Source organism: Mycobacterium sp. 2-64 (assembly GCF_035918375.1).
Taxonomy (GTDB): Bacteria; Actinomycetota; Actinomycetes; order Mycobacteriales; family Mycobacteriaceae; genus Mycobacterium; species Mycobacterium intracellulare.
Genome location: NZ_CP142361.1, coordinates 4,396,080 through 4,420,597 on the forward strand (window position 1 = coordinate 4,396,080; position 24,518 = coordinate 4,420,597).

Consider the following 24,518-nt stretch of genomic DNA (forward strand, 5'->3'; position numbering starts at 1 on the left):
GACGCCGCGCGCACGCCCTCGTCGGCCCTGGGCCTTAAAAGCGTGCGCGACCGGGGACTAACGGCCTTTAGCGAGGGACCAATGACCCGTAGCCCTCGAACGGGCCTATTTCCATACTTAAGGTATGAACTTGGCGGCTTTATTGGTCTCGGAGCATGCGACGTGAGCGCTTTCGCCGGATCCGCGACGCGATCCGCTGACGGGAGGGCCGTCAAGTGATCGATTTCGGAGCGCTTCCCCCGGAGGTCAATTCCGCGAGGATGTACGCCGGTCCCGGCCCCTTCTCGCTGATGGCCGCGGCGGTGGCCTGGGACGCTTTGGCCGCCGAACTGCACGCCGCGGCGAGTTGCTACCGCTCGGTGATCGCCGGGTTGACCACCGGACGCTGGCTGGGCCCGTCGTCGCTGATCATGGCGTCGGCGTACGCGCCATACATGGCGTGGATGGCCGGCGCCGGAGCGCGAGCCGCGGAGACGGCCGGTCAAGCCAGACTCGCCGTGGAGGTTTTCGAGGCCGCCTTCGCGATGACCGTCCCGCCGCCCGCGGTCGCGGCCAACCGGGCGCAGCTCGCGACGCTGGTCGCGACCAACTTCTTCGGGCAGAACACCGCCGCCATCGCGGCCACCGAGGCCGAATACGGCGAGATGTGGGCGCAGGACGCCGCGGCGATGTATGCGTACGCCGCGGGTTCGGCGGCCGCGTGCGAGGTGACACCGTTCACCCCGGCGCCGAACGTGACCAACGACAGCGGGGTGGCCCAGCAGGCCGCCGCGGTCGGGAAGGCCACCTCGGAGACGGAGCAGGCGAACCTGGCGAATGTGGTGTCCAAGGTGCCCAACTCGCTGCACCAGCTGTCCTCGCCGATGACAGTCATGGACGGGACGGTCACCGATATCAACGGGACGGTCGGAACCGTCGGCTCCGGCGCGGGCGATGCGGCCAATTCGTCGATCATGACCGGCCTCGCGTCGGGCATCCCCGGCGCCATCCCCAGCGCATTCTCGGCGGCGGCGACCCCCCTCTACGGCATGTCCTCCATCCTCGGCATAGCCCAGACCGCGCAGGGCTTGGCAAAAGCCGCCGGCGACGGCGTCATGGCCGCTGCCTCGGGGGCGGCGAGTGCGGCCAGTTCGGGTGCCGGAGCGCTCGGATCGATCGGATCGCTCGGATCCGGCATCTTCGGCAGCCTCGGCAAGGCGGCCATGCTGGGTCCGTTGGCGGTGCCGGCGAGCTGGACCAGCGTGATTCCAGCCGCCCACAGCGCCGTGTCGGCGCTACCCGCGATCAACCTCGCCGGCGCCAACGTGCCGCCCAGCGTCATGGGCTCGCTGCCCCGTCTCGCGGCCGCCTCGGGCAAGAACCTCGGGCCACGTTACGGCGTGATCCCGACCGTGATGACACGCCCGCTGTCCGCCGGATACGCGTAGGCCATGCCATGAGCGGACAGGTTTTTTTAAAAGGCCCGGTGCAGGAGAAGGAGCGGTAAGTGAAGTACACGCCCACCAAGGTCGCCGGGGTGACAATCATCGACTTCGAACTCAACCACGACCATCGCGGGTTCTCCTCACGTTCGTTCTCCGCCCGTGACTTCGCCAACCATGGGCTGGATTTCGAAGTCGCGCAGACGAATATCTACTTCAACTACACCCGCGGCACCGTGCGTGGCCTGTACCGCCGGGTGCCGCCGCACGCCGAGGCGAAACTGGTCCGTTGCACGCGCGGTGCCATCGCCGCCGTCGCGGTCGACGTCCGCCCCGACTCGCTGACCTACGGCGACCACGTGATGGTGCAGTTGAGCGCCGACGACCAACGCACGCTGTTCTTGCCCCCGTATGTCGCTTATGGCTTCCAGACGCAGGTCGACGACACCGAGGTCACCTTTCACGTCAGCGGCCAGTACGCGATGGCCGACGAGCAGGGGATCCGCTGGGACGACCCCGAATTCGGAATCTCATGGCCGATACCGGTCACCGTCATCTCCGAGCAAGACGCGAGCTGGCCCTCGCGCAAATCCAGATTGGCACCAGTCGAACAGGTGGCATCATGCGTCAGTCGGTGATCGTTCCCAACACAGTGGATGTCGTGGCGCCCAGCTGGCGGCAGCTCAAGGCCTGGCCGGCGGGCACGACGGCGTCGCACCGCAGCGAGGCCGCGGGCCCGCCCGTGATCGCCCCCGCCGCGGCTCCGGCTGCTGCGAATACCGCACAGCGCTGGCAGGACCGCTACTCGCAGGGTCTGCGCATCAGTGACTCGGTGATCGTCTTCGCGTCGGTGATGCTCGCCCAGTACGTCCGCTTCGGGGAGATCGCGAACACCTCGGGTTACTCGGACCCGACCATGACGCTGTTCTCCTTCCTGTTCGCGGCGCTGTGGCTGTCGGCCCTCGCGATATTCCAAACGCGCTCAACGCGAATCATCGGCGCGGGGATCGAGGAGTACCGCCGGATCGGCACCGCCTCCTTCTGGACGTTCGGGATCATCGCCATGGTGACGTTGCTCGCCAAGGTCGATCTGGCCCGCGGCTATCTGGCGATCGCGCTTCCCGTCGGCACCGTGGGATTGCTGGCCAGCCGCAGCGTGTGGCGAAAGCACATCTGCCACAAGCGCGTCCAGGGTGAGTGCCAGACCCGCGTCTTGGCGATCGGAGACCGGCAATCGGTCACGCACCTCGCACACGAACTGGACCGTAACCCGGTGGCCGGGTGCGTCGTGGTCGGCGTCTGCATCCCCGGTTACGGGCCGGCGCGCGGCAACACCCTGACGATCGGCGGCCGTCAGGTCCCGATCCTGGGCGACCAAACCCAGGTGGCGACGGCGATCGGCAGCTGCGGCGCGGACACCGTCGCGGTGACCCAAACGGATCACTTTGGGATGCACGGGATCAGGGAGCTGCTGTGGCAGCTGGAGACCCTGGACGTCGACCTGGTGGTGTCGCCCGGCGTCATGGACGTCACCGAGGCGCGGTTGACGCTGCGCCTGACCGGCGGGCTGCCGCTGCTGCACGTCGACAAGCCGCAATACGAAGGGGCGCACCGCTTTCAGAAGCAGGCCTTCGACTTCGTGTTCTCGCTGGCGGCGCTGGTCGCCACAGCGCCGGTGCTGGTCGCCGCTGCCATCGCCATCAAGCTGACCAGCAAGGGCCCCGTCTTCTACCCGTCGGAACGCATCGGCACCGACGGAAAGCCCTTTACGATGCTGAAGTTCCGCACGATGGTCGACGGTGCGGACACTCAACTCGAGCACCTGCTCGCCGTCAACGAGGGCGCCGGCGGCATGCTGTTCAAGATGCGCCAGGACCCCCGGGTCACCCCCATCGGCAGAATTCTCCGCCGGTACAGCATCGATGAGCTCCCGCAATTCATCAACGTCCTCAAGGGGGACATGAGCGTCGTCGGGCCCCGGCCCCCGTTGCGCCGCGAAGTCGACAACTACGACGGCGAGGTCAAGAGGCGCTTGCTGGTGAAGCCGGGCGTCAGCGGGCTGTGGCAGGTGAGCGGCCGGTCGGACCTGTCCTGGGAAGAGTCGGTGCGCCTGGATCTGTCCTACGTCGACAACTGGTCGATGTCGGGTGATCTGATGATCGTCGCCAAGACGGTGAAAGCGGTCCTGACAAGCCACGGAGCCTACTAGGCTCGCGAGCCATGACCGAGCCAACGGCACCCGCCGCGGTGGTGCCCACGGTGCCGCTCGCGCGGATGGCTCACGCGTTCTCGATCCAGCTGATCTGCCGGGCGCTGGGGATGCTCGCGTCCGTGGTTTCGGTGGCGATGACCGCCCGCTATCTGGGTCCCGGACGCTACGGCCAGCTCACCATCGCGGTGGCGTTCGTCGCGATGTGGACCAGCTTCGCCGATCTGGGCATCGCCACCGTCATCGTGCGGCGGGTGACCTCCGGGCGTGGCGAACTCGAACGCCTGGTGCGCATCAACAGCGGCCTGGCCCTTCTCTACTGCGGTCCCCTCGCGGTGCTGGCGGCCGGGTCGGGGCTGCTCATCTATCACGACACCCAGGTGCGGGTGATGCTCGTCGTGCTGGCGGGCGGGCTGCTGCTGCAGACCATGACGACACGGTTCGAACCGGTATTCCTTGCCACCGTCCGGTTCTCCGCGGTGGCCATCTCCGACGTCGCCGCCCGGGTGAGCACGCTGGCCATGGTCGCCTGGCTGGTCGCGGCGCACTCGGACGTCATCTGGTTCGCGGTCGCACAGCTGATCCCACCGGCCGTGCAGCTACTGATCCAGGGCGCCGCCGCGATGCGGCACATCTCGGTACGGCCGCTGTTCGCCCCGCGGGAAGCCGCCGACCTGTTACGGGAAAGCTTGCCGCTGATCGGATTCATGATCGTCGGGCTCCTGTACTGCCGCGCCGACGGCGTGATCCTGTCCCTGCTGAGCACCCACTCCGAGGTGGGCGTGTACGGGCTGGCCCTGACGATCTCGTTCAACACGATCGTGGTTTCGCTGATCTTCCACAAGTCGACGCTGGCGACGGCCACCGAGCTGTTCTCGCGCGACGTGGCGGCGTTCGCCCGTTTTCTGCGCCGCAGCGTCGAATTGATGTACTTCGTTGCGGTTCCGATAGCCGTTGTGGGCGTGCTGCTGGCCGGACCGCTGATCGGGTTGTTCGGCAAGAGCGCGTTCATCGAACGCGGGACGCCCACACTGGCGTTGCTGTTCGTCGCCGCGGCCCTGCGGTTCGTCGGTGGCACCCTGGGCCAGGGGTTGGTGGCTTCCCATCATCAACAGGTCCTGCTGTGGCTGACGGTGGCGACCCTCGCGCTCAACGTCGCGCTCAACCTCGCCCTGGCGGGGCGGTTCGGCGCCGTCGGTCCCGGCGTGGCGCTGGTGTGCACGGAACTGTTCAACATGACGATCTCGAGCTGGTGGCTGCGCCGACGCTGCGGTTACCGCACGCCCGTGCCGTTCGTGCTGCGCTTGCTGATTCCGACGGGGGCGAGCGTGGTTGTGACACTGCTGCTTTCGGGTCATCACGTAATCCTGGTACTGTCCGCCGCAGCCGTCGCCTACCTGGCCACCAGCGCGACCTTCGGCCCGATCACCTGGTCGACCCTGACCTCTCTGCGGGCCACGCTGCGCGAAGAGCAGCTGACGGCATGACCCGTGAAACGGACCGGGCATATCTGAAGCGCCCAGTCGGCGACACCGCCGGCCTGCCGCCCACGCGCTCGCTGGCCGTGCTGATCGTGAGCCAAGGCGGCCACGAGTCGCTCGAGGTCTGCCTCGACAGCGTCGCCGAGCATCTACCCGAGCTGCCGGTTCACGTCTACGACCGCAGCGGCTCGGGGCATGCGGAACTCGCCGCGAAATGCCCTGCGGTCCGGTGGTTTTCGGGCCAGGCGAACGTCGGTTTCGCCGCGGCCTGCAACACGCTGGTGGAGCACATGCCCGCCGATACAGACCTCCTGCTGCTGGACCCCCATGCCCGCCTGCTGGGGCCGCTGAACCGGACCCGCGAGTTACTTGGTCAGCCCAGGGTGGCGGCGGTTTCGCCGCTCGCACGCGACGCCGCCGCGCTGGACCGGGCGCCGTGGGACGTCGCCGCCCGCCGCCACACCGTCAGCCGCGAGCTGCGCGCGGCGGGCGGGCGCGCCGGCCCGCACCGTCGCACGACGCCCGCACGGCGGTACTCTCGCCAGCCTCCCGAATCGCGAAGCATCGACGGCGATTTGGCTCCGATCTGCCTGGCGATCAGCCGCGCGGCCTGGAACACCATCGGCCCCTTCGACGAGGAGTACTTCGGCTACGGCGAGGTGGCCGACTGGCAGGCCCGGGCCCGCGCCGCCGGCTGGCGCCTCCTGCTCGCCGACGAGCTCGGCGTCGAGCGCCGCGACCCGGTGAGCGACGACGGCCCCCGACAGCGCCGCGACCGGGACCTGGCGCGAACCAACACCGCGCTGTTGCTCGAACATCACAAGAGCGTCCACCACGCGGACGTGTACCTGGCCGGCACAGCCGCCCTGCAGCGGCTACGGCGGGGCAAACGCGCGCGCCGGCAAACCGGCCTGCCGTCGATAGTCATCGCCACCAACCGTCTGGTCTACGGGGGCGCCGAGCGGCAAAAGGCGCTCTTGGCAACGGAATTGGACCGCCGCGGCTACTCGGTCACTGTCGTCTGCGTGCAGCGGTTCGGCCCGCTGATCGCCGAAATTCCGGACACGGTGCGGGTGATCCGCCAGCCGTGGTGGGCGCCGATGGTCGACATGGCCGAGGGCCCGGCGGTGCTGATCACCGGCGACACCAATACCGAGGTGGGCTTCGGCACGTTGTGGCGCGCCGCCGGCCGGAGCCGTCGATGGCTGGTCGCACCGCACGTCCCTCCCGAGGAGGACCGGCCGATCTACTCGCGGCCACTGGCCGCGGCGATGCGCCGCGCGGACGGATTCATCGTTTTGGCACAACGCCATTGGGACATGCTGACCAAACAGCACCGGCTCCGGGGACGGTACTTCGTCGCGCCCAACGGCGTCGCCGACCTCGGGGAGCCGAGCCCCCGGCATCGCGGCGCCGGCCGACCGCTGCACCTGGTCATGCTCTCGCGCATCGTCGAGCACAAGAACCCGCATCTGCTGATCGAGGCGCTGAGCGGGCTCGCTGAGATGCCCTGGCGATTGTCGATTTTCGGCGACGGGCCCGATCGAGAGAGGCTGCAGGCACGCACACCCGCCGGGTTGGGCGATCGCGTCCAGTGGCGCGGTTGGTCGGCCGGGCCGGGCCCCGCGCTGGCCGACGCGGACCTGCTGTGTGTTCCCAGCCGCTCCGAGGCCTTCCCGGTGGTGATCCTCGAGGCGATGGCCAGGGCGGTGCCGGTCGCGGCGTCGGCGATTTGTGCTGTCCCGGAAATGTTGGATTTCGGAGGGGCGGGGTTCCTGGTCGAGCCCGTCTCCGCGTTGGGGTGGCGAGAACACTTGGCCCGGATCATGGCGGAGCCCGACGCGCTGCCGTCGGTCGGACGACGCGGCTATGAGCGCATGCGCAAGCATTACACAGTGGAGGCGATGGCCGACGCCTACCTGGGCGCGATCGGGGCTGTGCTGTGAATTCGCCTCGGGTGCTGTGGCTTTCGCCGTGGACGCGACCGGCGGTGCGGGTGCAAGCCGAGGCGCTGCTGCGCCACGGTGCCGACGTGCTGTTGGTCACCTCCGATCAGCATCCGGAATCGGACGCCGCGCGCGACTACGAGTTGGTGCTCGACCCGCGCTTTCGCACGGCCGCGACCTGGCTGCCGGCCCTGAAAGCCTGGCGCCGCGTCCGCCGCTTCCGGCCCGACATCGTGATCGCCGAACTGGTGCGGGATCCGCGCTGGATCGCGTTGGCCGGGCGAGCCCCGCGCATTCAGGTGGTACACGACGATCGACCGCACGACCCCGACGAACTGACCCCGGCCTACGAGCGTGCCGTGTTCGACCGCTGGGCCGCGCGCTCGGCCGCCACCATCACCTACAGCGACTATGTCGCGGCCGCGGTGTCCGCGCGCCGCGATGTCGCCGGTACGCCGGTGCATGTCGTGCCGTTGGCCAGCGACCTCGATCTCGACCGCGTTCCGCCGTTCGTGGGGCCCGAACGGCGCCGCGATTTCGTCATGTTCGGCCGGCTCAACCCGTACAAGAACGTCGATGTCGTGCTGGCGGCCTGGCAGCGGCATGTGATCGGCGGCGGCTGGCGAGGCGACAACCTGGTGCTCGTCGGCGACGGGCCGCTGGACGCCGACGCCCTGCCCAAACACACGCTCTGGCGCAACGGCAGCTTCCGCTACGCCGATGTCATCCCCACGCTGGCCGCCGCCAAAGGGTCGCTCGCCCACTATCGGCGCGCCTCACAGAGTGGCGTGCAGTCGCTCTCGATGCAGCTGGGTGTCATGCCGATCGTGTCGACCGCCGGCGCGTTGCCCGAATACCAGCCGCCGGGTTTGGCCCCGATCGGGGTCGACGACGTCGCCGGGCTCGCCGCCGCTTTCGACCTCCTGGCCGATCCGGTGACCGCGGCCCGCCTGGGGGCCGAAGCGGCGCGCCACTACGCGCACCGATGCGCGGTTGACCTTGTCGCCGTGCGCATTTTGGACGTCATCGCCCAGGTGCTGGATCGCCGGCGGTGACGTGAGGCTCAGGCCAGGCCCCGCCAGAACGTCTCCAGCCACCCGGTGAGTTCGCGGGCCCGGCCCAGCGCATCGGGTGGCGCCGATCGGGACCGCGTCGCCGCGATGGCCGCCGGGAGCTCCTCTGTTTCCCGGACCACGGTCGCCAGCCCGGCACCCGCCATCTTCTCGGCGAACGGCAACTGGTGCTCATCGACGTGCTCCCCGCGCGACGAGCGACGCGGCACCAGCACGGGATGTTTCCCTTGCTCGACGCACAGCAGCGTCGATCCGGCGCCCGCGTGGGTCACGGCGACAGAGGCCCGCCGGATGTGCGTGCAGACGTCCCCGAAGGACAGGAAGCGCTCGAACGCGGCGTGGCGCGGCTCGAATTTGCAGGTGCCGAGCTGTACGAAAAAGTCCTCCCCCACCGCGTCGGTGCTCGCCAGCTCGTCCACCGCGCGCGCCAGCCGGTCGAAGGGATGGACCTCCATCCCCATGATCACGAAGATCACACGATCCTCCCGTGATACTCGGTGCGGGGAATCCGGTCGGCCAACTCGGGCCACTGCACCAGAAAGCGGGAGGCGAACGGCTTCACCATGCGGGCGGTGAGCGAGAGTTCGGTGATGCGGGTGATGGATTCGACGAACACGGTGGGAATCCGCAGCAGCCAGGCCAGCCACAGGAAGGGTGCGGCCACGCCCGATCCGGTCGTCAAGATCATGGCGGGGCGGTGGCGGATCAAAAGACGTAGGGCCAGCACCAGATTGCGCAGCAGGTTGGGCACGTTACGGACCGTCGGGTGCGCGGCCCAGTACACCTCGCGCTCGTCGCGCAACAGGTAACGGGCGTCGGCGGTCCCGAAACTCACCCAAAACCGATCCTTGTCCTGCCAGAACTCGCGCAGGCAGAACATCTCGTAGATGTGCCCACCGGAGGACGCGATGAGGAGCAGCCGACCCATGTCTCCCCTCGGTTGAGGCGCGCCGATCTTCTGGCGGCGCGGCGATCCCGATGTCAAAGACTAACTCCCGTCGTGGCCGCGGCCGGGTTGCGACGGCAAACAGATCGAGCGGATTTCGCGATGATGCGTTGACCGGATGCTAACGTCCACCTTGTTGGCGGGCCGTACACGTTGCCGATGCGGCACTCGGAGTGAGTAGAGGCGCGGACCATGATTCGAACGGCCATAGTCGGCCTGGGCAAGATGGGTCTTTCGCACCTCGCGATACTTCGCACGCACCCAGACCTCGACGTGGTGGGCGTGTGTGACTCCGCCGGCTATCTGCGCGACATCCTGGCCAAATACACCGGTCTGGACTGCTACGACGATTTCGATCGGATGCTGGCGCAGACGAAGGCCGACGCGGTTGTCGTCGCCGTTCCGTCGCGGCTGCACGCGCCGATGGTCGAAAAGGCCCTTGCCCGAGGCACACACGTCTTCTGCGAGAAACCGTTCGTCCTCGATGTCCGCGACGGCGAGCGCCTGGTGACGCTCGCCGAGAGCAATCGGCTCGTCACGCAGGTCGGCTATCACTGCCGCTTCATCGGCGCCTTCCAAGAGGCGGCACGAATCGTCGCGGCGGGGGCTCTCGGGCAGGTACACCACGTGCGTGCCGAGGCATACGGCCCCGTCGTCCTTCGACAGAAGGGAAGCACGTGGCGCGGCGTCAAAGCCGAAGGCGGTGGCGCCCTCTACGACTACGCCTGCCACGCCATCGATTTGATGAACTTCATCGCCGGCGTGCCCCTAGCGGTCGACGGAGTCGTCCGCCACAGCGTTTTCTCGCGCGACGTCGACGACGAGGTCTACTGCACGATGCGCTACGGCAACGGCGCCAGCGGCCAGCTGTGCGTGAACTGGAGCGACGAGAGCTTTCGCAAGATGTCGACGAAGGTTTCGGTGTGGGGAACCAACGGCCGCGTCGTCGCCGATCGGCAGGAATGCCAGATCTATCTCCGCGAGACGCACCCCGGGGTCCCCGACCTGGGGGCGGGATGGACGATCCGGTACACGACCGATCTCACCGACGAGGTCTGGTATTACCTTCGGGGTGAAGAGTATTCGGCGCAGATCGACTATTTCGCGCAGAGCATCAAGAACAACCGGGTGAACGGCGAGAACACTTTTCGCTCGGCGCTCGACGTCGATCGCGTGGTCGACATGATCACCGGCGCCGGAGCCGGCGCGTCACCCCTGCCCCAGGCGGCCGCGAATGGCTCCCCGCGCGGCTCGCGGCGCCGCGAGATCGTCGCGCGCATCAGGAAACTCACGTCCCCGAGGGCATCGTGACCATGGACCGTGTGCTGTTCGGCGACAACCAGTTCTTCGGCGTCAACCACATGTCCGAGGAGAAAGCGCGCGCCCAAGCGATACGGTTTCAGCACCTACCGCCCGTGCTGGGGACGCTGGACGCCGCGTACCAGGAAGGCATCCGCACGTTCGTGTGCACGACGCACGACCGGGTCGGCGAAATCTGCGATCATTTCCGCGCCAACCGGACCCGCTACCCCGACTACGTCTTCTACCCGTGCATGCCGTACGCCCACAAGTACGCCAACGCCGTGACCGAGTTCGGGATGCTCGAGGCGCTGCGCAGGTTCCTGCCCGACGATGGGGCCGTCAAGTCGATGTTCAAGGGCGGTGTCGCCCTCGCGGGCAAGGACATCGAGCCGATCATGCAGCTATTGGTCGACGCCGAGATGAAGATGTTCGCCGGACTGTCCACGCCCGTCATCTTCATTCAAAACGTCGTCACCGACTTGCTTCTCGGCCTGGGCATGGACGAGGGGTTCCGGTTTTTCTCCGACCACGTCAGGCTCAAGTACGGTGCCGAGCCGGGGTTCATCACCATGAATCTCCCGCGCCTGCTCGACGCCCTCGACGGCCAGGGAATCGAGAATCCCATCGTGTGCGCCAATTTCAACAAGATCGGCTTCCGGATGTGTGGCGGAATCGAGCTCTACGAGAGGACAATCCGCGAGCGCCGCTGCCGGCTGATCGCGATGTCGGTGCTCGCCTCGGGCGCGATCCCGCCCCGCGAGGCCATCGATTACGTCTGCGGCCAGCCGCAGATCCATTCGATCGTCTTCGGCGCATCCAGCCGCGCGAACATTCGGCAGACGAAGTCGCTGATCGACGAGCTGTGGCAGGTTCCGACGTGATCCCCGGACCCCGGTTAGCTCGAATCCGTTGACGAGCAGGTGATTCGGGCTTTCGCCAGACGCTCCGCGAGCCGCACGCCCAGCGCGATCCCGAGAAGCGTCGGGTTGGCCTGGCTCGATGTCGGCAACACCGAGGTGCTCGCGACGTAGAGTCCGCGAACCCCATGGACTTGCAGGTGTGGATCTACGACGCCGCCTTCCGGCGATGTCGACATCCGGGTGGTTCCCGCCTGGTGGTAACCGGTCCGCTTCTTCATGTACGCACGGACCGCGGCCTCGACATCGTCGGTCAGCCACTCCACGTATCCCACGCCGTGGCGGCGAAGGTGGTCATCGATGGCGGCGATGGCCTTGCGCACGCTTGCGTAATCGGCGTCGGAGAAGTGCATGCTGGTGCGAATCCTCCTCATGCCGAGGGCGTCTCGTTCGTCGGTCAGCTCGACCCGGCTCTCCCAGTGCGGAAGGTGCTCGCCGTGGTACTGCAGCAGGTAGCGATTGTCGGCGCTCTTCACGAAGAAGCCGGGCGCCTTGCGGCCCCGGCGGAGGAACCGTGCGTAGCAGAAGGCGACGGCGAACCGGAGGGAACCGAACAGGTCTCGCACGACGTTGCCCAGATGCGCAAGGATTCGTGGCGAACCGTCGGTCTTGGTGTGGGCCTCACGGATCGCCTCCGCGAGCAGGAATCGTCCGATCGGCGAGATCAGTGTCAGGTACACCCCGGACAGGATCCCGCTTCCGTGACTCGGATCGCTGATCGGCGGATTCACCAAGAAGATTGCGGCGTTCGGCATTTCGTTCTGGCGCAACAGCTGCGGGTCGAAGGTGAAGCGCCGGCGAACATACACCCCCTCCCCGTCCCGCTCGTATCCGTGGATGACCTCATCCGTGGTGAATTGCACGCGCGCGACCCGGGCCTCGACGTGCGCCATGTACCAGCGCCCCAGGTGCCCGCTCGCGTTCCCCAGCCCCCCGGGGTGATGGCGATCCGACGCCAGCAGCAGGCGGGTGGCCTCCAAACCCCCGGTCGCGATGACGTAGTCCGTCGCAACCACTCGCCCCGCACCGCCGTTCAAGGACTTGACCACCAGGTGGTCGACGGTGTCGCCGGCCGCCGTCGTCACGATCTCGGTGCAGGTGAGGCCGGTCCACAGCGTGAGATGGGGAGCGTCTCGCAACGCCGCCCGGTAGCGGCGCCCGAAACGGGTTGGTAGCGCCCAGCGCTCGAGGTCGGTCGTGCGCACGTCGCCGTCGGGGAGCCCCGCGACCAAGTCGCGCTCCGCGATCTCGGGGATCTCGCGCGCATTGAACGCCGCCCGACCGCATACCGCCCAGTCGCAGGCCCGCTGAAGGTAGGGCTCGACGTCGTCGTATCCGATGGGCCACGGCGCCTGCGCCGTAATTGGCCGGTCCTCGAAATCGATGGGGTCGAACTCGAGGCAGCGTCCCCCCCAGAGCGCCGAGGTTCCACCGACCTGCCGGCGGACCGTCAGCTCGCTACGCGAATGGAAGTAGTCGTCGTGCCGGGAATCGAACCTCGACAGCGCTTGGGCCGCACGGTCGTTGCGTTCGAGGCCGCTTTCGACGAGGACCACCTGCACGCCCGACCCGGCGAGTTCCAGCGCGGTCGCGATGCCGATCGGGCCGGCCCCGACGACCACCACATCCGTTTCGATCGTCATGCCGTGGGCGAAGTCCTCCATCTCGCGAATCACGCGGCCGCACCCTGTCGGAACTCCTTGACGAGAGCGAGGAACCGCGCCACGGTCTCGGCGTCCGGTGGCGACGAGACCGCGTCGGCGGCTTCGGTGACCCGCTGCGGCCTGGTGGTGCTGTAAAGGATTGCGCGGCAGCCCGTTGCGGTGACCGACGAGGCGAGGATCAGCCGGGCCAGCGCGCCGGAGGCCAGGGGGTCGGCCTGCAGGGCTTCGCGCCAGCGGCTTGCCATTCCGGGGTCGGCAAGCAAGGCGCCCGAGAGCTTGCGGTGCGGCCGCTCGAGTACGCCGAATGCGATATCGGCCGGTCTCGGCGAAGGATCGAGCAAGTCGCTGCGGAGTTGGCTGACTGCCCGCGGCCCGAATGCGCGGACGAAGTCCAGCTCGAGCCCCTCGTCCTGCGAGACGCCCCAGGCGCGAATCTTTCCCTGTTGGCGCGCCCGCTCAAAGAATTCGCGCAGTTCGTCGCTCGCAACGGTGTCCTGAGGCCTCGGCGCGTGGACGAAGAGGATGTCGACATGGTCGACGCCGAGCGCCGCCAGGCTCTCGTCGAGGCTGCGTGTCGCGACGGCCGCGTCGTACACCCGGCCGCCCGCCGACGGCGCCTGCTGCCGCTTGACGATACGGCGCAGCGCGGGAGCCTTTTTCAGCAGCGCCCGGGCCGGGGCCTGGAATCGGCCGAGCCGCCGCGCCGCGCCGCCGACATCGATGCCGAACTTGGTGGCGATGGTCACGCTGTCGCGGTCGACCGTGCGCAAAAAGGCCCCGAGCTCAGCCTCGGCCATTCCCAGCCCGTACATCCGCGCGGTGTCGAAGTGGGTGATGCCGCTGTCCACGGCGCCGGCGAGCACGGCCATCCGTTCCTTCTTCGACGGCGACTGCATCAGTGCGCCGCATCCGAAACCGATTGCGCTGACCGCCAATTGCGGTCCCTGAAGTTCAACCCGTCGCAATGCCGCAGCCCAGGTAGATACGGCGGAGTTCGGCGTCGATGACGTCGGGGCTCCGTGTCGCCGCGACGTGCGCTTGACCTCGCAGCCCGTCACGCTCGGCCAGCTCGGGGTCGCGCAGGTACCGGCCGATTGCGTTGGCCAACGCGGGCACATCGCCGACCGGGACCAGCATGCCCGGGTCGGGGGCGATCTCCGCCGTCCCACCGACGGGCGTCGCCACGAACGGGCGCGCGCCGGCCAGGGCTTCGGTCAGGATCATCGGCATGCCCTCCGCAAACGACGGGAGCACCACCACCCGGACCGAGCGGAGCAGCCCACGAACCGCGTCGGGGTGAATCGGACCTTCGACGGTCAGCCGCTCCGTCTCCGGCGGGGCATAGTCGTCGATGGGACCGATTATCCGACAACGGCCTTCGATGCCCTCGGCGAGAAGAAGCCGCCAGGCCGCCACAAGTCTGTCGACACCTTTGCGAAGCCCAACGGCGCCCGCGAACAGCGCCACGGGTGGCGTGGAGGCCGCACCGGGCGCATCACGGTCGACCACGATCGGGTTCGGCACCATGGCGGTCCGCACCGTCGGCGCCACCTCGGCGACCGCGGCGCGCGCTTCCTCCGACAACAGGATCACATGGTCCGCCCGCTTCAACGTCGCGCCCACGAAGCGGGGGCGCGACCTGGCGAACTCGGGAAAGTCGGGGCCATGGAGGGTGACGATCACCCGGAAACCCTTGGCCCTGGCCAAGCGGATCAACGGTCCTTCGCGCAGCCAGGCCCCGCCGTTGGAGATATGGAAGTGCACGATGGTGCCTCGAGGGGACCGGGCCAGTGACATCCCGGCGCGTGCGGTGAGAAACAGGTTCCTCAGATGGCGGTCCCCGTTCCAGGTCGACAGGACCCGGATGTCGTCGGCGCCGATCTTGTTGTCGCGCAAGACCCGGATCACGGACTGCGTCCCGCCGATGCTGTACATGTCGGGCCCCACGTGTGTCACTGAGATCATGTCGGCCTGGCTCGTCTACGGGAAAGTGACCGCGCCAACCGTGGCATCGAGGGGCGGGTCGGGCGTGGCGGCCGGCGCCGGATTGTCCTCGGTCCGGCTGCCCTCCGCGCCCCGGCGCCGCAAGCCGGCGTAGCCCATCGCCGCCCCCAGCGCCATGCCCAAGCCCAAGGCGTCCATCGGCATCTCCGGCAACGGCCACACGGCGGATATCGCCAACAGGCCCGCGGCGACGGCCGCACTGATTTTCGCGGGCGCCGGGGCGCACCGCAGCGCGAGGATCACCGGCGTGAGCGCGAACAGCACGAACGCGGCCATGCCCACCGCCCCGGCCTTAGCCAGCCACCACAGGTAGAAGTTGTGGGAGTAGGCGGGATAGAGGTACCGATGGAATTCGTCGTCGCCGGTCGGCGGCTGGTACACGTAGCCCAGGCCGTGCCCGAAGAACGGGGCCTGGGCGATGGTCTCCTTGAGGAGATTGATTTCCCGCAGTCGCTCCAGCGCCGAATCGTCCACCGCGAGCGCGCTCGACGTAACCCCGCCCAGCACCCGCTGATTGAACGCAACGTACTGATCGGCCAGCCACGCCCCGGTCTTCGAACGCTGCAGCAAAAACAGCGACCCGGGCACCGCCACCGCGACGACGGCCAGGCCGACCGTCGCGGCCACGACCGCCCGCCGCACGGCCGCCCAACTCAGGCTGCCCAACAGTGCGACCGCGGCCGCCACCCCCATGGAGATCAGCGTGTTGCGGGAGAAGGACAGCAGCGAAATGCTCAGCGCGGGAACGCCCAACGCGAGATAGGCCATGGGTCGGACCCGGCCCACGATCGGGGCGGCGACCAGTGCGCTCAGCACCGCGGTGGCCGGCGTCTGGGTGGACAGGATGATGCGCACGGCCTGACCGGCACCCGTCGTCCCCTCCAGGCTTTCCGCCCGACCGGCCAACCGGATGGCGTACAGCGAGCTGATGATCGCCATCGCCGCCGAAAACCACAGGATCACGATCATCACCCGGATCGACCATCGGACGTGTCCGCTGTAGACGACGAACATCGCAAGGACGAAGCCGATCGCCATTTCGATCATGGTGGTCGCTTCGCGGGTCACCGTGAGGTCGGGGTTTCCCGTGGTGAATCCGGTGGCCGTGGAACACAGCACCGCCACCACCAGGATCCCCGGCAGCACGAAGTCGGACGACCGCGGTTTCGCGGTGGGGATCAGGTAGCAGATCGCGAGGATGGCCGCCAGGTGGTACGCGTAAATCGTCAGCGGGCCAAAGACTTTCCCCACGTGTAAGCCTTCCGGCAGTGCCGCGAACGCACCGAACAGCGTGACCCCCACCATCCCTTCGGGTTTCACCCAGTACACGACCACGCAGAACAACGCGGCGGTCAGCAGCACACCCTCGGTGGTTCGGCGCACCGACAGCACGCCGAACGCGAAGCATCCGAACACGAAGATCGCCAGCAGGGCGCCATCCACGGCCAGGCGGTGACGGGCCCGCAGGTACGGGATCACGCCGGCCTGCTGACCTTTGACCGGTAGGCGCGGTCGGCGGCCCTGATGTGCAGCGACTGGCGGGCGTCGGTCAACACCGTGCCGACCACCTGTGCGCCGGCGGCGCGCAGGGCGGTCAACGCGTCCTTGAGTTCGTCCGCGGTCGTGCGCTTCGCGCGAACCACCAGCACGGTGGCGGGGACGGCACCGGCCAGCAGGCCGGTGTCGGCGGTCGCCAGCACCGGCGGGCCGTCGATGACGATGCGGTCAAACCGTGAGGACAATTCCTGCACCACTCGGTCGATCACTTCCGGCAGGTACGCGCTGGGGGGCAGACTCTCGCGCCGTGCGGACCGCGACGCGAGGATGTGCAGCTTCGAAATCGGCGTCGGCTTCACCACCTGGGCGGCCGCGGCGGGGTTGGCGAGCGCGTTGGCCAGCCCCTCCCCCGATTCGACCCTGAGCAGACCGGCGATCACGTGCCGGCGGCTGTCGCCCTCGACCAGCAACGCGTCTTCGCCCATCTCGGCGAGCGCGAGCGCCAGGTTCATCGCCGTCGTCGTCGTTCCCTCGCCACCGAACGGGCCCGCCACCAACACCTGACGGGCATTGGGTCCCATCGCCCTGAGCAGCCGGGTGCGCATGCCGCGCACCGCGTCGTCGAATGCGGTGTCGGTGCCGAACCGCGGAGTCCCGCCGCGCTTTCCCGGCAGCTCCGCCAAGGTCGGCAGGCCCGAGAGTTCCTCCAGCTTGGCGCGGGTGCGCACGGTGCGGTCGCCGGCCTCGCGCGTCAGCGCCACCGCGATGGCCAACAGCAGACCGGCGATGAACCCGATCGCCATGTTTCGCAGCGGCACCGGCGACACCGGAATCTTCGGAACGCGGGGCGGCTCGACCATCGTCGCCCGCGCCAAAGGCCACGGCTTGCCGGTCGGTCCCGCCGATGCCGGCACGTCGGACGGTTGACCCGACGGCGGCGGCGTCGTCTCGACCGCCTCGGGTCGCGGTCCCGCGGTGACCGGCGCGGCCACACCGTTCGACGCCGGGTTCGGGGCAAGCGTCGGCAGCATCGCGCTGAACTGACCGGCCATGGCGCCCGCCAGCGCGGCGGCGCGCGCCGGGTCGGTGTCTTTGACGCTGATCGTGAACAGCACCGATTTCGGGGTGTATTTGACTTGGGTTTGGCTCAGCAGATCATCGGCGCGCATGGGAAGTTGGAGCTGGCGGATGGCGCGCTCGGCCACGATGTGTCCACCGGCGATTTGCGCGTACGACGACAGCCGTTCCTGGGCGGCCTGCGTGCCGCTGTACACCTCGTTGAGGTCGGTCGCACCGGAAAACGAGATGAGGACCGTGGCCGACGACTGGTAGTGCTTGGTCTGCAATGCGGTCACGAACGCGGCGCCGACGGTACACGCCAGCAGCGCGGTCAAGGCGAGTTTCCAGTGCGCGCCGAGAATCCGGACGAAGGTACGGAAATCCATCGGCTATTAACCTTTCTAAAAGCCTTCGGCGGGAAGAAAACTCTGCGGTTTTGCCCCACCAGCCGCGCATACCACTGCAGATTATGCAGCATCATCAGGCGGGCATTGGCGGAATCGCGGTCCCGCTGTCCCGGTTGATTTACCGCGTAATTGGCGACGCGGCGCCCGCAGTCATCGTCACGCGGCGTGAGTCAACGCGTCGCGGGACAGATTCACCGTCGCGATCGGATAGCATCCGGTGCCGTCGCGCCCGTCGCGCGCGAGCCGCATGGGCGGATAGTTCACCACGTGGTTCGCGCCCGGCTTGTGCTGTTGCCAATCGACCGAGGCGCACAACGTGTAGTGCCCTGGCGCCAAGCCCGCCAAGTCGATGTGAATGGACTCCGTCGTCGACGCCGGCAACGGCTCCTTGCCGGAGCCGTCCCCGGATGGGCTTTGGACCAGGGTTTTCAGCGCCACGGTCGCGGGAAGCGTGCGGACCACGGCCCCCGAGAAATCGACGAGCCGGTAGCCCGGGACCCAGTTTTCGGTCGCGGCGGCCGCGCCGTAATTGGTCCACGCGACGGCCAGGGTCGCCTTGCCGTCTTTCACCGATTGCGATTCCTGCCGCGCCTCCACCGAATACCGGTAGCCTGCGACGACGTTTGCCCGCGCCCACAGCAAGTACAGCGCCGGGTCCATCGGTGTCGACGAATCCACAGCCGGGAAGTTGAAACTCGATGTCATCGACACGTGGTACTTGACGACGTCCTGCAGGCCTTTTTCGTAGTAGGTCCGCGGATCGGTTTTCTCGGGCAGCTGGCACCATTCGGTGATCATCGGCGCCGACGCCAGCCGGTTCCTCAGCGCTCCGACCAGCGGGTCCTTGGACTGCACATAGTGGGAACCATCTCTTTCGGCCCACGCGGGCAGCGGATCCTGCACGCCCAGGCAGTCCGCGCGGATGCCCACCGGCGCGGACAGTTTCTTCGTCACGTCGTCGGCGATCAACTGGCGCACGATCTCCGGGTTCAGTGCGGTTGTCACCAATTGCGTGTGGGGAAAAGCGTTTACGGTCGCCGCGACCAGCTGCCGAATGGACTCGGCGGTGATGTTCTGGTCACGAAACTGGCTGTAATACCCCAGCTTCGCGACGCTCTCATCGGGTGCGGGCCCCGGCGCACCGAGTGTGTCACGCAGATACGAGATGTGGTTCTCGCTGAAATCGCCGTAGCCGGAGAATTCGAAGACGCTCAGCCGTTCGTCGCCGTCGTAACGGCGGCCCAACGCGGCCAACAGCTGGCCGAATGCGTTCAGGTAGTTCGGATCATTCCAGTTCGGAACGACCTGCGTGACGCCGGGCATCCACCAATATCGTTGCGGACCGGAGTAGTTGGTTGCCGCGGCGCCCATCCAGTCGGGCATCGCGATGTTGGTGTTGTTCGGATAGACGGTGTCGCAACACGAGTTGTAGGCGACCACACGAAGCGTCAGGCGCATGTTTCGACCGGCCAATTTCGTCAGGGCGTCATCGATCACGCTGAAATCGAATTTGCGATCGTCGGGAGCGTCCGGCGGCAGTGTGCTCGGATCGGTGGGCTGCAACTGGCGCCAGGGGACACGCAAACTGGCGTCGTAGGACGCCGGCCACGCCGGGTAGCGCCGCTGCGCCGGATTGCCCTGCGGGAACAGCGGTTGCAGGAGATCTTCGTACTGGCCGCGCAGGGGGTTCGGCACGTCCTGCACGGACAACGGTATGGCCGGACTGCTGATCAGGGCGAGCGGATCAAGGTCGCTGCGGCCGTCACATCCGTCGAGCACCAACGTCACGCACACGGTGACGACAAGGAGAATGTTCCTAATTGTCCGGACCATGATTGCTCGCGCTAAACCGTGTCCGACAAATGCATCTACTGCTACCTCTCTGGCGGTCGCGACTAGTCACATGCGCGGGATATCAAGGGTGACAACAGGGTACAGCCCGGGCCCGTGACAGATGGCTGAAATCGGGGCGCCCGGTGAAAAGCCCGCCGGCTTGGCGGGGCCTCCCGGCGCGCTTTGGCCATTGTCAAATCGCCGCGTCGACTAAGCTGGGGCTCCGCAAATCGGACAGGAGTCACAGCAGATGTCGGTCGCACGCTCGGCCAAAACTTGGCTCGCGCCGGCGGCAAAAAAACTCGCACCGCGCCTGTTCTGGCGGCGGAAGTTTCGAATCCTGCACCGCTTGGGGCAGAGCCGCGCGGACATCCAGCTGGTGGCGTCATTGTGCGATCCGAACCGGATCTCCCTGGACATCGGAGCGGACCTCGGCGAATTCACGATTGCGATGGCGGCGTCCTCGCGCTCGGTGACCGCGTTCGAGCCCCGGCCGGCGCAGGCCCGCGATCTGGCAGCGATGTTCGCCGCCGTCGGCGCCCCCGTCCGGGTGGAGGCGGTGGCGCTGTCCGACCGGCCCGGCACGATCGCCATGCGGGTGGTCGAATCCGAGCCGGGCCGAAGCACAATCGACACCGACAACGAACTCACCGACGTCAATGGGGATGACATTCGCCGCATCGACGTGCCGGTCAAGCGGCTCGACGACCTGCATCTTGACGACATCGGCCTGATCAAGATCGACGTCGAGGGCCACGAACTCGCAGTGTTACGGGGCGCCACGCAGACGCTCACCCGCAATCGGCCGGCGATTGTGGTGGAAGCCGAGGAACGCCATCACGCCGACGCCGTCGCCGAGATCACGGCGTTGCTGGCCGGTCTCGGTTACGCGGGTCACTTCGATCTCGGTGGCGCTCGTCGGCCCATCGCCGAGTTCGATCCGGCACAGCATCAGGACCCGGCCAACGTCGGCAGGCGGGAGGACGGCTGGGCCGCCCACGGCACCTACGTCAACAACTTCGTCTTCTTGCCCACCGAAGGCTGAGCGGCCTCCGCGATCGTCGCCGCTACGTCGAGCCCAGCGACGATGACTCGCGGTCGGCGAGAAACGGCATCGGCATCCAGCGCGCGGACAGCAGCGCTTCCATCGCGTCGCCGGGCAGGGGACGCGACAGCAGGAAGCCTTGCGCGCGGTGGCAGCCGTGTTGCATCAAAGTCAGTGCGGCAGCGGGGGTTTCGACGCCTTCGGCGACCACTTCCAGCCCGAACGCCTCGGCGAGCCCGATGATGGCGCGGACGATGGCCAGGTCGCCGGCGTCGGTGCCGACATCGCGCACGAACCCGGCGTCGATCTTGAGCATGTCGACCGGCAGGGATTTCAGGTGGGACAGAACGGCATAGCCGGTGCCGAAGTCGTCGATGGCGACCTGCACGCCGACTTCCTTGAGCTCCGACAAGGTTTTTCGCGCGGTGTCGATGTCGTGCACCACGGCGCGTTCGGTGATCTCGAGGCACACCGATGCGGCATCGATTCCGAACTCGCCGATCGTGTCGGCGACGCTTTCGACGAAGCCGCGACTGATCAGCTGGATGGGCGACACGTTGATGCGCAGCATGGCGCCGTGCCCGACCCCATTGGCGCGCCACTGGCTGAACTCGGCGCAGGCGCTGCGCATCACCCACCCGCCCAGCTCCGCGGCGAGGTTGGTGGATTCGGCCACCCCGATGAACGAGTCGGGCAGCAGCAGACCCCAGACCGGGTGCCGCCAGCGCACCAGGGCCTCCGCGCCCACGATGGCCCCGGTCCACAAGTCGACCTCGGGCAGGTAATGCAGGAGCAGGCCTTCGCTGTCGATGTCGCCCTGCAGGTGCAACTCGATGTCGTTGCGGAAGGCCCGCTTGAGCGACATGTCGTCGGTGGACACCGCCGTCTGATTGCCGCCGGCACGCTTGGCCGTCAGCACCGCCTCGTCCGCCCGGCGGAGCAGATCGGCGCAGTTGTCCGCCCCGGGCGTGCCCACCGCCAGCCCGATGCTGACGGTCCGGCTGACCACGTGGCCACCGATGGTCAGGCGATCGCACAGCATCGTCGACAGGCGACGCGCGAACGCCTCGGCGACCTCCGGCGACATCGGCTCGTCCGGGATGACGACGAACTCGTCGCCGCCGAGCCGGGCGATCATGCTCGGCGTTCCCGCGCACTCCTCGATGCGCTGCGCGAAGACGCGGATGAACCAGTCGCCCGCGCTGTGGCCGAGGTAGTCGTTGATCGGCTTGAGCCGGTCGAGATCGAGGTAGAACACCGCGACGGGTCCGGGGCTGCCGGGCGCGAGGCGTCCGGACAGGTGCGCGACCAGCGCCCGCCGGTTGTACACACCGGTCAGGTCGTCGTGCTCGGCGAGGTAGCGGAGCCGCTCTTCGGCGGCGATGCGCGCTTGAAGCTGGGCAAACAGCGCGGCGACCGCCTCGAGCGTGTTGATCTCCTCCTGCTTCCACCTGCGGGCGCCGAACTTCACGAAGCCGAGCACGCCGGTGCACGCGTCGCTGGACATCAGCGGCGCGGCCGCCACCGACGGCGACGCCGTCGCCTTGCCCGGCCTCAGCGCGCGGCGGACCCACCCGGCGGACCGATCCGGACGGGTCACCACCGGCTTGCGGTCGCGCTCACACTGGGCGAGCACCGACTCGACGCCGTCCAACTGCAACGCCGCCACCAGATCCGGATCCGGGCTGTCGGTTCGTCTCGGCCATTCGGCGACCAACGTCGACGCCGCGGCATCGTTGTCGTGGTGGCGCAGGAAGCTGGCGTCCACATCGAACTGCTCGACGAGCCGCGCGAGTACCTTTTCGCTGACCGAGGTCGCCGTGGGCGCCGTGGCCTCCATCAGCGCGGTGGCGACGGAGGTGACCACCAGGTTCAGGCTGCGCGGCACGGAATCCTCCGATACGGGGCACTATCCCGTCTGGGTCCCGAAGTCAAAATATGTCCGAGAACGGTATCACGCACGGCCCCGCCCATCCGGGGTTACGAAAAGCTCGCAGCCAACGAAGCAGCGCCGCGGCCGGACGATGTCACTGGCCGTTTGCCGAGGCCGAGTCGCTCGGGATGTCAAGCGTGGCAATCGGGTACAGCCCTGAGCCGTCGCGGCCGTCCCGGGCCAGGGCCATGGATGCGTAATTGACGACGTGCGAGGCGCCCGGCTTGTGTTGCCGCCATTCGACGGACGCCCGCAGCGTGTAGTGGCCGGGCGCCAGGCCCGTCACGTCGACGTGGACCGACTCGCTCGACGATTCGGGAACCGGCTCCTCGCGCGATTGGCTGGTCTCGTCATGGACCAGCTTCGCCAGGTTCACCGTCGCCGGCAGGCTGCGGACCACCGCCCCCGAGAAGTCGACCAGCTTGTAACCGGGCTCCCAGTGCTCGGTGGCCGCCGCCGAACCGTAGTTGGTCCAGGCCACCGAGATCGTCGCCACCTTGCCCTGGATCGACTGCGATCCCGGCTGCGCCTCGACCGAGTACCGGTATCCCGCGGAGGTATTGGCCTTGCCCCACAGCAAAAACAGCTTGGGATCCATCGCCGAGGCAGCATCCCGGTCGGGGAAGTCGGCACTCGAGGTCATCGACACGTGGTACCTGATGACGTCGTGCAGCCCCTTCTCGTAGTACGACCGGGGGTCGGCGCCGCTGGGCAACCGGCACCACTGGCTGATCACCAGGGCCGAGGTGAGCCGCTGCTTGATCGCGTTGACGACGGCATCGTTGGAGCGCACGTAGTGCGAGTCGCTGGCGTCGGCCCATTCCGGCAACGGCGCCTGCACCCCCAGGCAGTCCGCGCGGATGCCGACGGGCGCGGCCAGTTTCTTCGTCACGTCGTCGGCGAACAATTCGCGGACGATCTCCGGATTCTGGGGGGCCACCACCAATTGCGTGTGCGGGAAGGCATTCGTGTTCGCCGCGACCAACTGCGCGATGGAGGCCTTGGTGATGCTCTGGTCGCGGAACTGGCTGTAATAGCCCAGCTTTGCCACGCTGTCGTCCGGCGCGGGCCCAGGCGCGCTCAGCGAATCGCGCAGATACGCGACGTGGTTCTCGCCGAAGTCGCCGTAACCGGAGAACTCGAACACGCTGAGTCGCTCGTCGCCGTCATAGCGACGGCCGAGGGCGGCCAGCAGTTGACTGATCCCGTTGAGGTAGTCGGGGTCGTTGAAATTCGGCACCACCTGGGTGACCCCCGGGGCCGAACTCTTCGCCGGCGCGGGATAACTGGCGGCGTACGGCCGCACCCAGTCCGGGATCGCGATGTTCGTGTTGTCGGAAGAGGTGTCGTTGCAACAGGATTTGTAGACGAATACGCCAAGGGCCAGGCGCATGTTCCGGGCCCCGAGCTTGTTCAGCGCGTCGTCGATCGCGCTGAAATCGAACTTGCGGTCGTCGGGCGCGTCGGAGGGCAGTGTGCGCGGATCGACCGGCTGCAACTGCCGCCACGAGACACGCAGGCTGGCGTCATACGACGCGGGCCAGGAGGAGTACCGCTGCTGCGCCGAATTGCCTTGCGGGAAAAGCGGATTCAGCATTTCCTCGTACTGGCCGCGCAGCGGGTTCGGGATCTCCTGCGCGCTGGGTGGGATGGCCGGGCTGACCATCGCGGACAGCGGCCCGGGGTCGCTTTTACCACCGCACGCGCTCAACACCAGCGCCGCGCACACGACAGCGGCAAGCGCGCGCGTCCTCCATGACCACAACATCGTCACCGCGTCA

At 67.8% G+C, this 24,518-nt stretch carries 19 protein-coding genes; 9 read left to right on the top strand and 10 right to left on the bottom strand.

Annotation, left to right across the window (positions count from 1 at the left end; genetic code table 11):
* Positions 1-215: 215 nt before the first annotated feature.
* Genes QGN31_RS20355 through QGN31_RS20380 form a run of 6 tightly spaced genes read left to right on the top strand, consistent with a single transcriptional unit; the run spans position 216 to position 8,112 of the window.
* Positions 216-1,427, top strand: a complete 1,212-nt coding sequence (locus QGN31_RS20355) for a PPE family protein (protein ID WP_014941366.1) — start codon at positions 216-218, stop codon at positions 1,425-1,427.
* Between the two features lie 59 nt (positions 1,428-1,486).
* Complete coding sequence (locus tag QGN31_RS20360) at positions 1,487-2,059, top strand: dTDP-4-dehydrorhamnose 3,5-epimerase family protein (RefSeq protein ID WP_008254170.1); 573 nt, start codon at positions 1,487-1,489, stop codon at positions 2,057-2,059.
* Positions 2,044-3,630 (top strand): sugar transferase, encoded by a 1,587-nt coding sequence (locus QGN31_RS20365; protein ID WP_014379318.1) that lies wholly within the window; start codon positions 2,044-2,046, stop codon positions 3,628-3,630. The genes QGN31_RS20360 and QGN31_RS20365 overlap by 16 nt, the downstream gene beginning before the upstream one ends.
* Before the next feature lie 11 nt (positions 3,631-3,641).
* Positions 3,642-5,117, top strand: coding sequence for a flippase (locus QGN31_RS20370; RefSeq protein ID WP_009954299.1), 1,476 nt, complete (start codon positions 3,642-3,644; stop codon positions 5,115-5,117).
* A complete protein-coding gene (locus QGN31_RS20375) occupies positions 5,114-7,057 on the top strand; it encodes a glycosyltransferase (protein ID WP_014383948.1) in 1,944 nt (647 codons plus the stop codon). Before QGN31_RS20370 ends, QGN31_RS20375 begins: the two co-directional genes overlap by 4 nt.
* A gap of 11 nt (positions 7,058-7,068) precedes the next feature.
* Positions 7,069-8,112, top strand: a complete 1,044-nt coding sequence (locus tag QGN31_RS20380; protein ID WP_009955600.1) for a glycosyltransferase family 4 protein — start codon at positions 7,069-7,071, stop codon at positions 8,110-8,112.
* Between the two features lie 8 nt (positions 8,113-8,120).
* Here the strand turns inward: QGN31_RS20380 and QGN31_RS20385 are convergent, their stop codons facing one another.
* Together QGN31_RS20385 and QGN31_RS20390 are read right to left on the bottom strand one after the other, a co-directional pair.
* A complete protein-coding gene (locus tag QGN31_RS20385) occupies positions 8,121-8,606 on the bottom strand; it encodes a glycosyltransferase (RefSeq protein ID WP_008254162.1) in 486 nt (161 codons plus the stop codon).
* The gene (locus tag QGN31_RS20390; RefSeq protein ID WP_008254160.1) at positions 8,603-9,058 is read right to left on the bottom strand and encodes a polysaccharide biosynthesis protein; all 456 of its coding nucleotides are present in this window, start codon (positions 9,056-9,058) and stop codon (positions 8,603-8,605) included. Before QGN31_RS20390 ends, QGN31_RS20385 begins: the two co-directional genes overlap by 4 nt.
* Positions 9,059-9,268: 210 nt before the next feature.
* Between QGN31_RS20390 and QGN31_RS20395 the strand changes: the two genes are divergently transcribed.
* Both QGN31_RS20395 and QGN31_RS20400 read left to right on the top strand, forming a co-directional pair.
* Entirely contained in the window at positions 9,269-10,387 is a 1,119-nt protein-coding gene (locus tag QGN31_RS20395; protein WP_014941364.1) for a Gfo/Idh/MocA family protein, read from the top strand.
* On the top strand, positions 10,384-11,259 hold the full coding sequence (locus tag QGN31_RS20400) for a hypothetical protein (protein WP_041784816.1): 876 nt from the start codon (positions 10,384-10,386) through the stop codon (positions 11,257-11,259). The genes QGN31_RS20395 and QGN31_RS20400 overlap by 4 nt, the downstream gene beginning before the upstream one ends.
* A 14-nt stretch (positions 11,260-11,273) precedes the next feature.
* Here QGN31_RS20400 and QGN31_RS20405 read toward each other — a convergent pair whose 3' ends face one another.
* The 6 genes from QGN31_RS20405 to QGN31_RS20430 all read right to left on the bottom strand — a co-directional run bounded on the left by QGN31_RS20405 (position 11,274) and on the right by QGN31_RS20430 (position 19,759).
* Positions 11,274-12,959, bottom strand: coding sequence for a GMC oxidoreductase (locus QGN31_RS20405; protein WP_414467987.1), 1,686 nt, complete (start codon positions 12,957-12,959; stop codon positions 11,274-11,276).
* An 8-nt stretch (positions 12,960-12,967) separates the two neighbouring features.
* Positions 12,968-13,894: an aldo/keto reductase gene (locus tag QGN31_RS20410; RefSeq protein ID WP_014383944.1), complete on the bottom strand. Its 927-nt coding sequence runs from the start codon at positions 13,892-13,894 to the stop codon at positions 12,968-12,970.
* A 16-nt stretch (positions 13,895-13,910) separates the two neighbouring features.
* Positions 13,911-14,924 (bottom strand): glycosyltransferase family 4 protein, encoded by a 1,014-nt coding sequence (locus tag QGN31_RS20415; RefSeq protein WP_014941362.1) that lies wholly within the window; start codon positions 14,922-14,924, stop codon positions 13,911-13,913.
* Between the two features lie 15 nt (positions 14,925-14,939).
* Positions 14,940-16,442: an O-antigen ligase family protein gene (locus QGN31_RS20420; RefSeq protein ID WP_014941361.1), complete on the bottom strand. Its 1,503-nt coding sequence runs from the start codon at positions 16,440-16,442 to the stop codon at positions 14,940-14,942.
* On the bottom strand, positions 16,439-17,905 hold the full coding sequence (locus tag QGN31_RS20425) for a polysaccharide biosynthesis tyrosine autokinase (RefSeq protein ID WP_009955589.1): 1,467 nt from the start codon (positions 17,903-17,905) through the stop codon (positions 16,439-16,441). The genes QGN31_RS20420 and QGN31_RS20425 overlap by 4 nt, the downstream gene beginning before the upstream one ends.
* 177 nt (positions 17,906-18,082) lie before the next feature.
* Positions 18,083-19,759: a hypothetical protein gene (locus tag QGN31_RS20430; RefSeq protein WP_043954496.1), complete on the bottom strand. Its 1,677-nt coding sequence runs from the start codon at positions 19,757-19,759 to the stop codon at positions 18,083-18,085.
* A 250-nt stretch (positions 19,760-20,009) separates the two neighbouring features.
* On the opposite strand from QGN31_RS20430, the gene QGN31_RS20435 reads away from it, so the two are divergent.
* A complete protein-coding gene (locus tag QGN31_RS20435) occupies positions 20,010-20,804 on the top strand; it encodes an FkbM family methyltransferase (RefSeq protein WP_008254136.1) in 795 nt (264 codons plus the stop codon).
* 22 nt (positions 20,805-20,826) lie between these two features.
* Here the strand turns inward: QGN31_RS20435 and QGN31_RS20440 are convergent, their stop codons facing one another.
* Entirely contained in the window at positions 20,827-22,692 is a 1,866-nt protein-coding gene (locus QGN31_RS20440; protein ID WP_014941359.1) for a putative bifunctional diguanylate cyclase/phosphodiesterase, read from the bottom strand.
* A gap of 139 nt (positions 22,693-22,831) precedes the next feature.
* The gene (locus tag QGN31_RS20445) at positions 22,832-24,505 is read right to left on the bottom strand and encodes a hypothetical protein (protein ID WP_043955610.1); all 1,674 of its coding nucleotides are present in this window, start codon (positions 24,503-24,505) and stop codon (positions 22,832-22,834) included.
* Positions 24,506-24,518: the final 13 nt, after the last annotated feature.

Coding starts and splice junctions, on each gene's coding strand:
- QGN31_RS20395 (WP_014941364.1), top strand. CDS start 9,269: ATGATTCGAACGGCCATAGTCGGCCTGGGCAAGATGGGTCTTTCGCAC.
- QGN31_RS20435 (WP_008254136.1), top strand. CDS start 20,010: ATGTCGGTCGCACGCTCGGCCAAAACTTGGCTCGCGCCGGCGGCAAAA.
- QGN31_RS20365 (WP_014379318.1), top strand. CDS start 2,044: ATGCGTCAGTCGGTGATCGTTCCCAACACAGTGGATGTCGTGGCGCCC.
- QGN31_RS20445 (WP_043955610.1), bottom strand. CDS start 24,505: ATGTTGTGGTCATGGAGGACGCGCGCGCTTGCCGCTGTCGTGTGCGCG.
- QGN31_RS20425 (WP_009955589.1), bottom strand. CDS start 17,905: ATGGATTTCCGTACCTTCGTCCGGATTCTCGGCGCGCACTGGAAACTC.
- QGN31_RS20405 (WP_414467987.1), bottom strand. CDS start 12,959: ATGGAGGACTTCGCCCACGGCATGACGATCGAAACGGATGTGGTGGTC.
- QGN31_RS20390 (WP_008254160.1), bottom strand. CDS start 9,058: ATGGGTCGGCTGCTCCTCATCGCGTCCTCCGGTGGGCACATCTACGAG.
- QGN31_RS20415 (WP_014941362.1), bottom strand. CDS start 14,924: ATGATCTCAGTGACACACGTGGGGCCCGACATGTACAGCATCGGCGGG.
- QGN31_RS20430 (WP_043954496.1), bottom strand. CDS start 19,759: ATGGTCCGGACAATTAGGAACATTCTCCTTGTCGTCACCGTGTGCGTG.
- QGN31_RS20375 (WP_014383948.1), top strand. CDS start 5,114: ATGACCCGTGAAACGGACCGGGCATATCTGAAGCGCCCAGTCGGCGAC.
- QGN31_RS20370 (WP_009954299.1), top strand. CDS start 3,642: ATGACCGAGCCAACGGCACCCGCCGCGGTGGTGCCCACGGTGCCGCTC.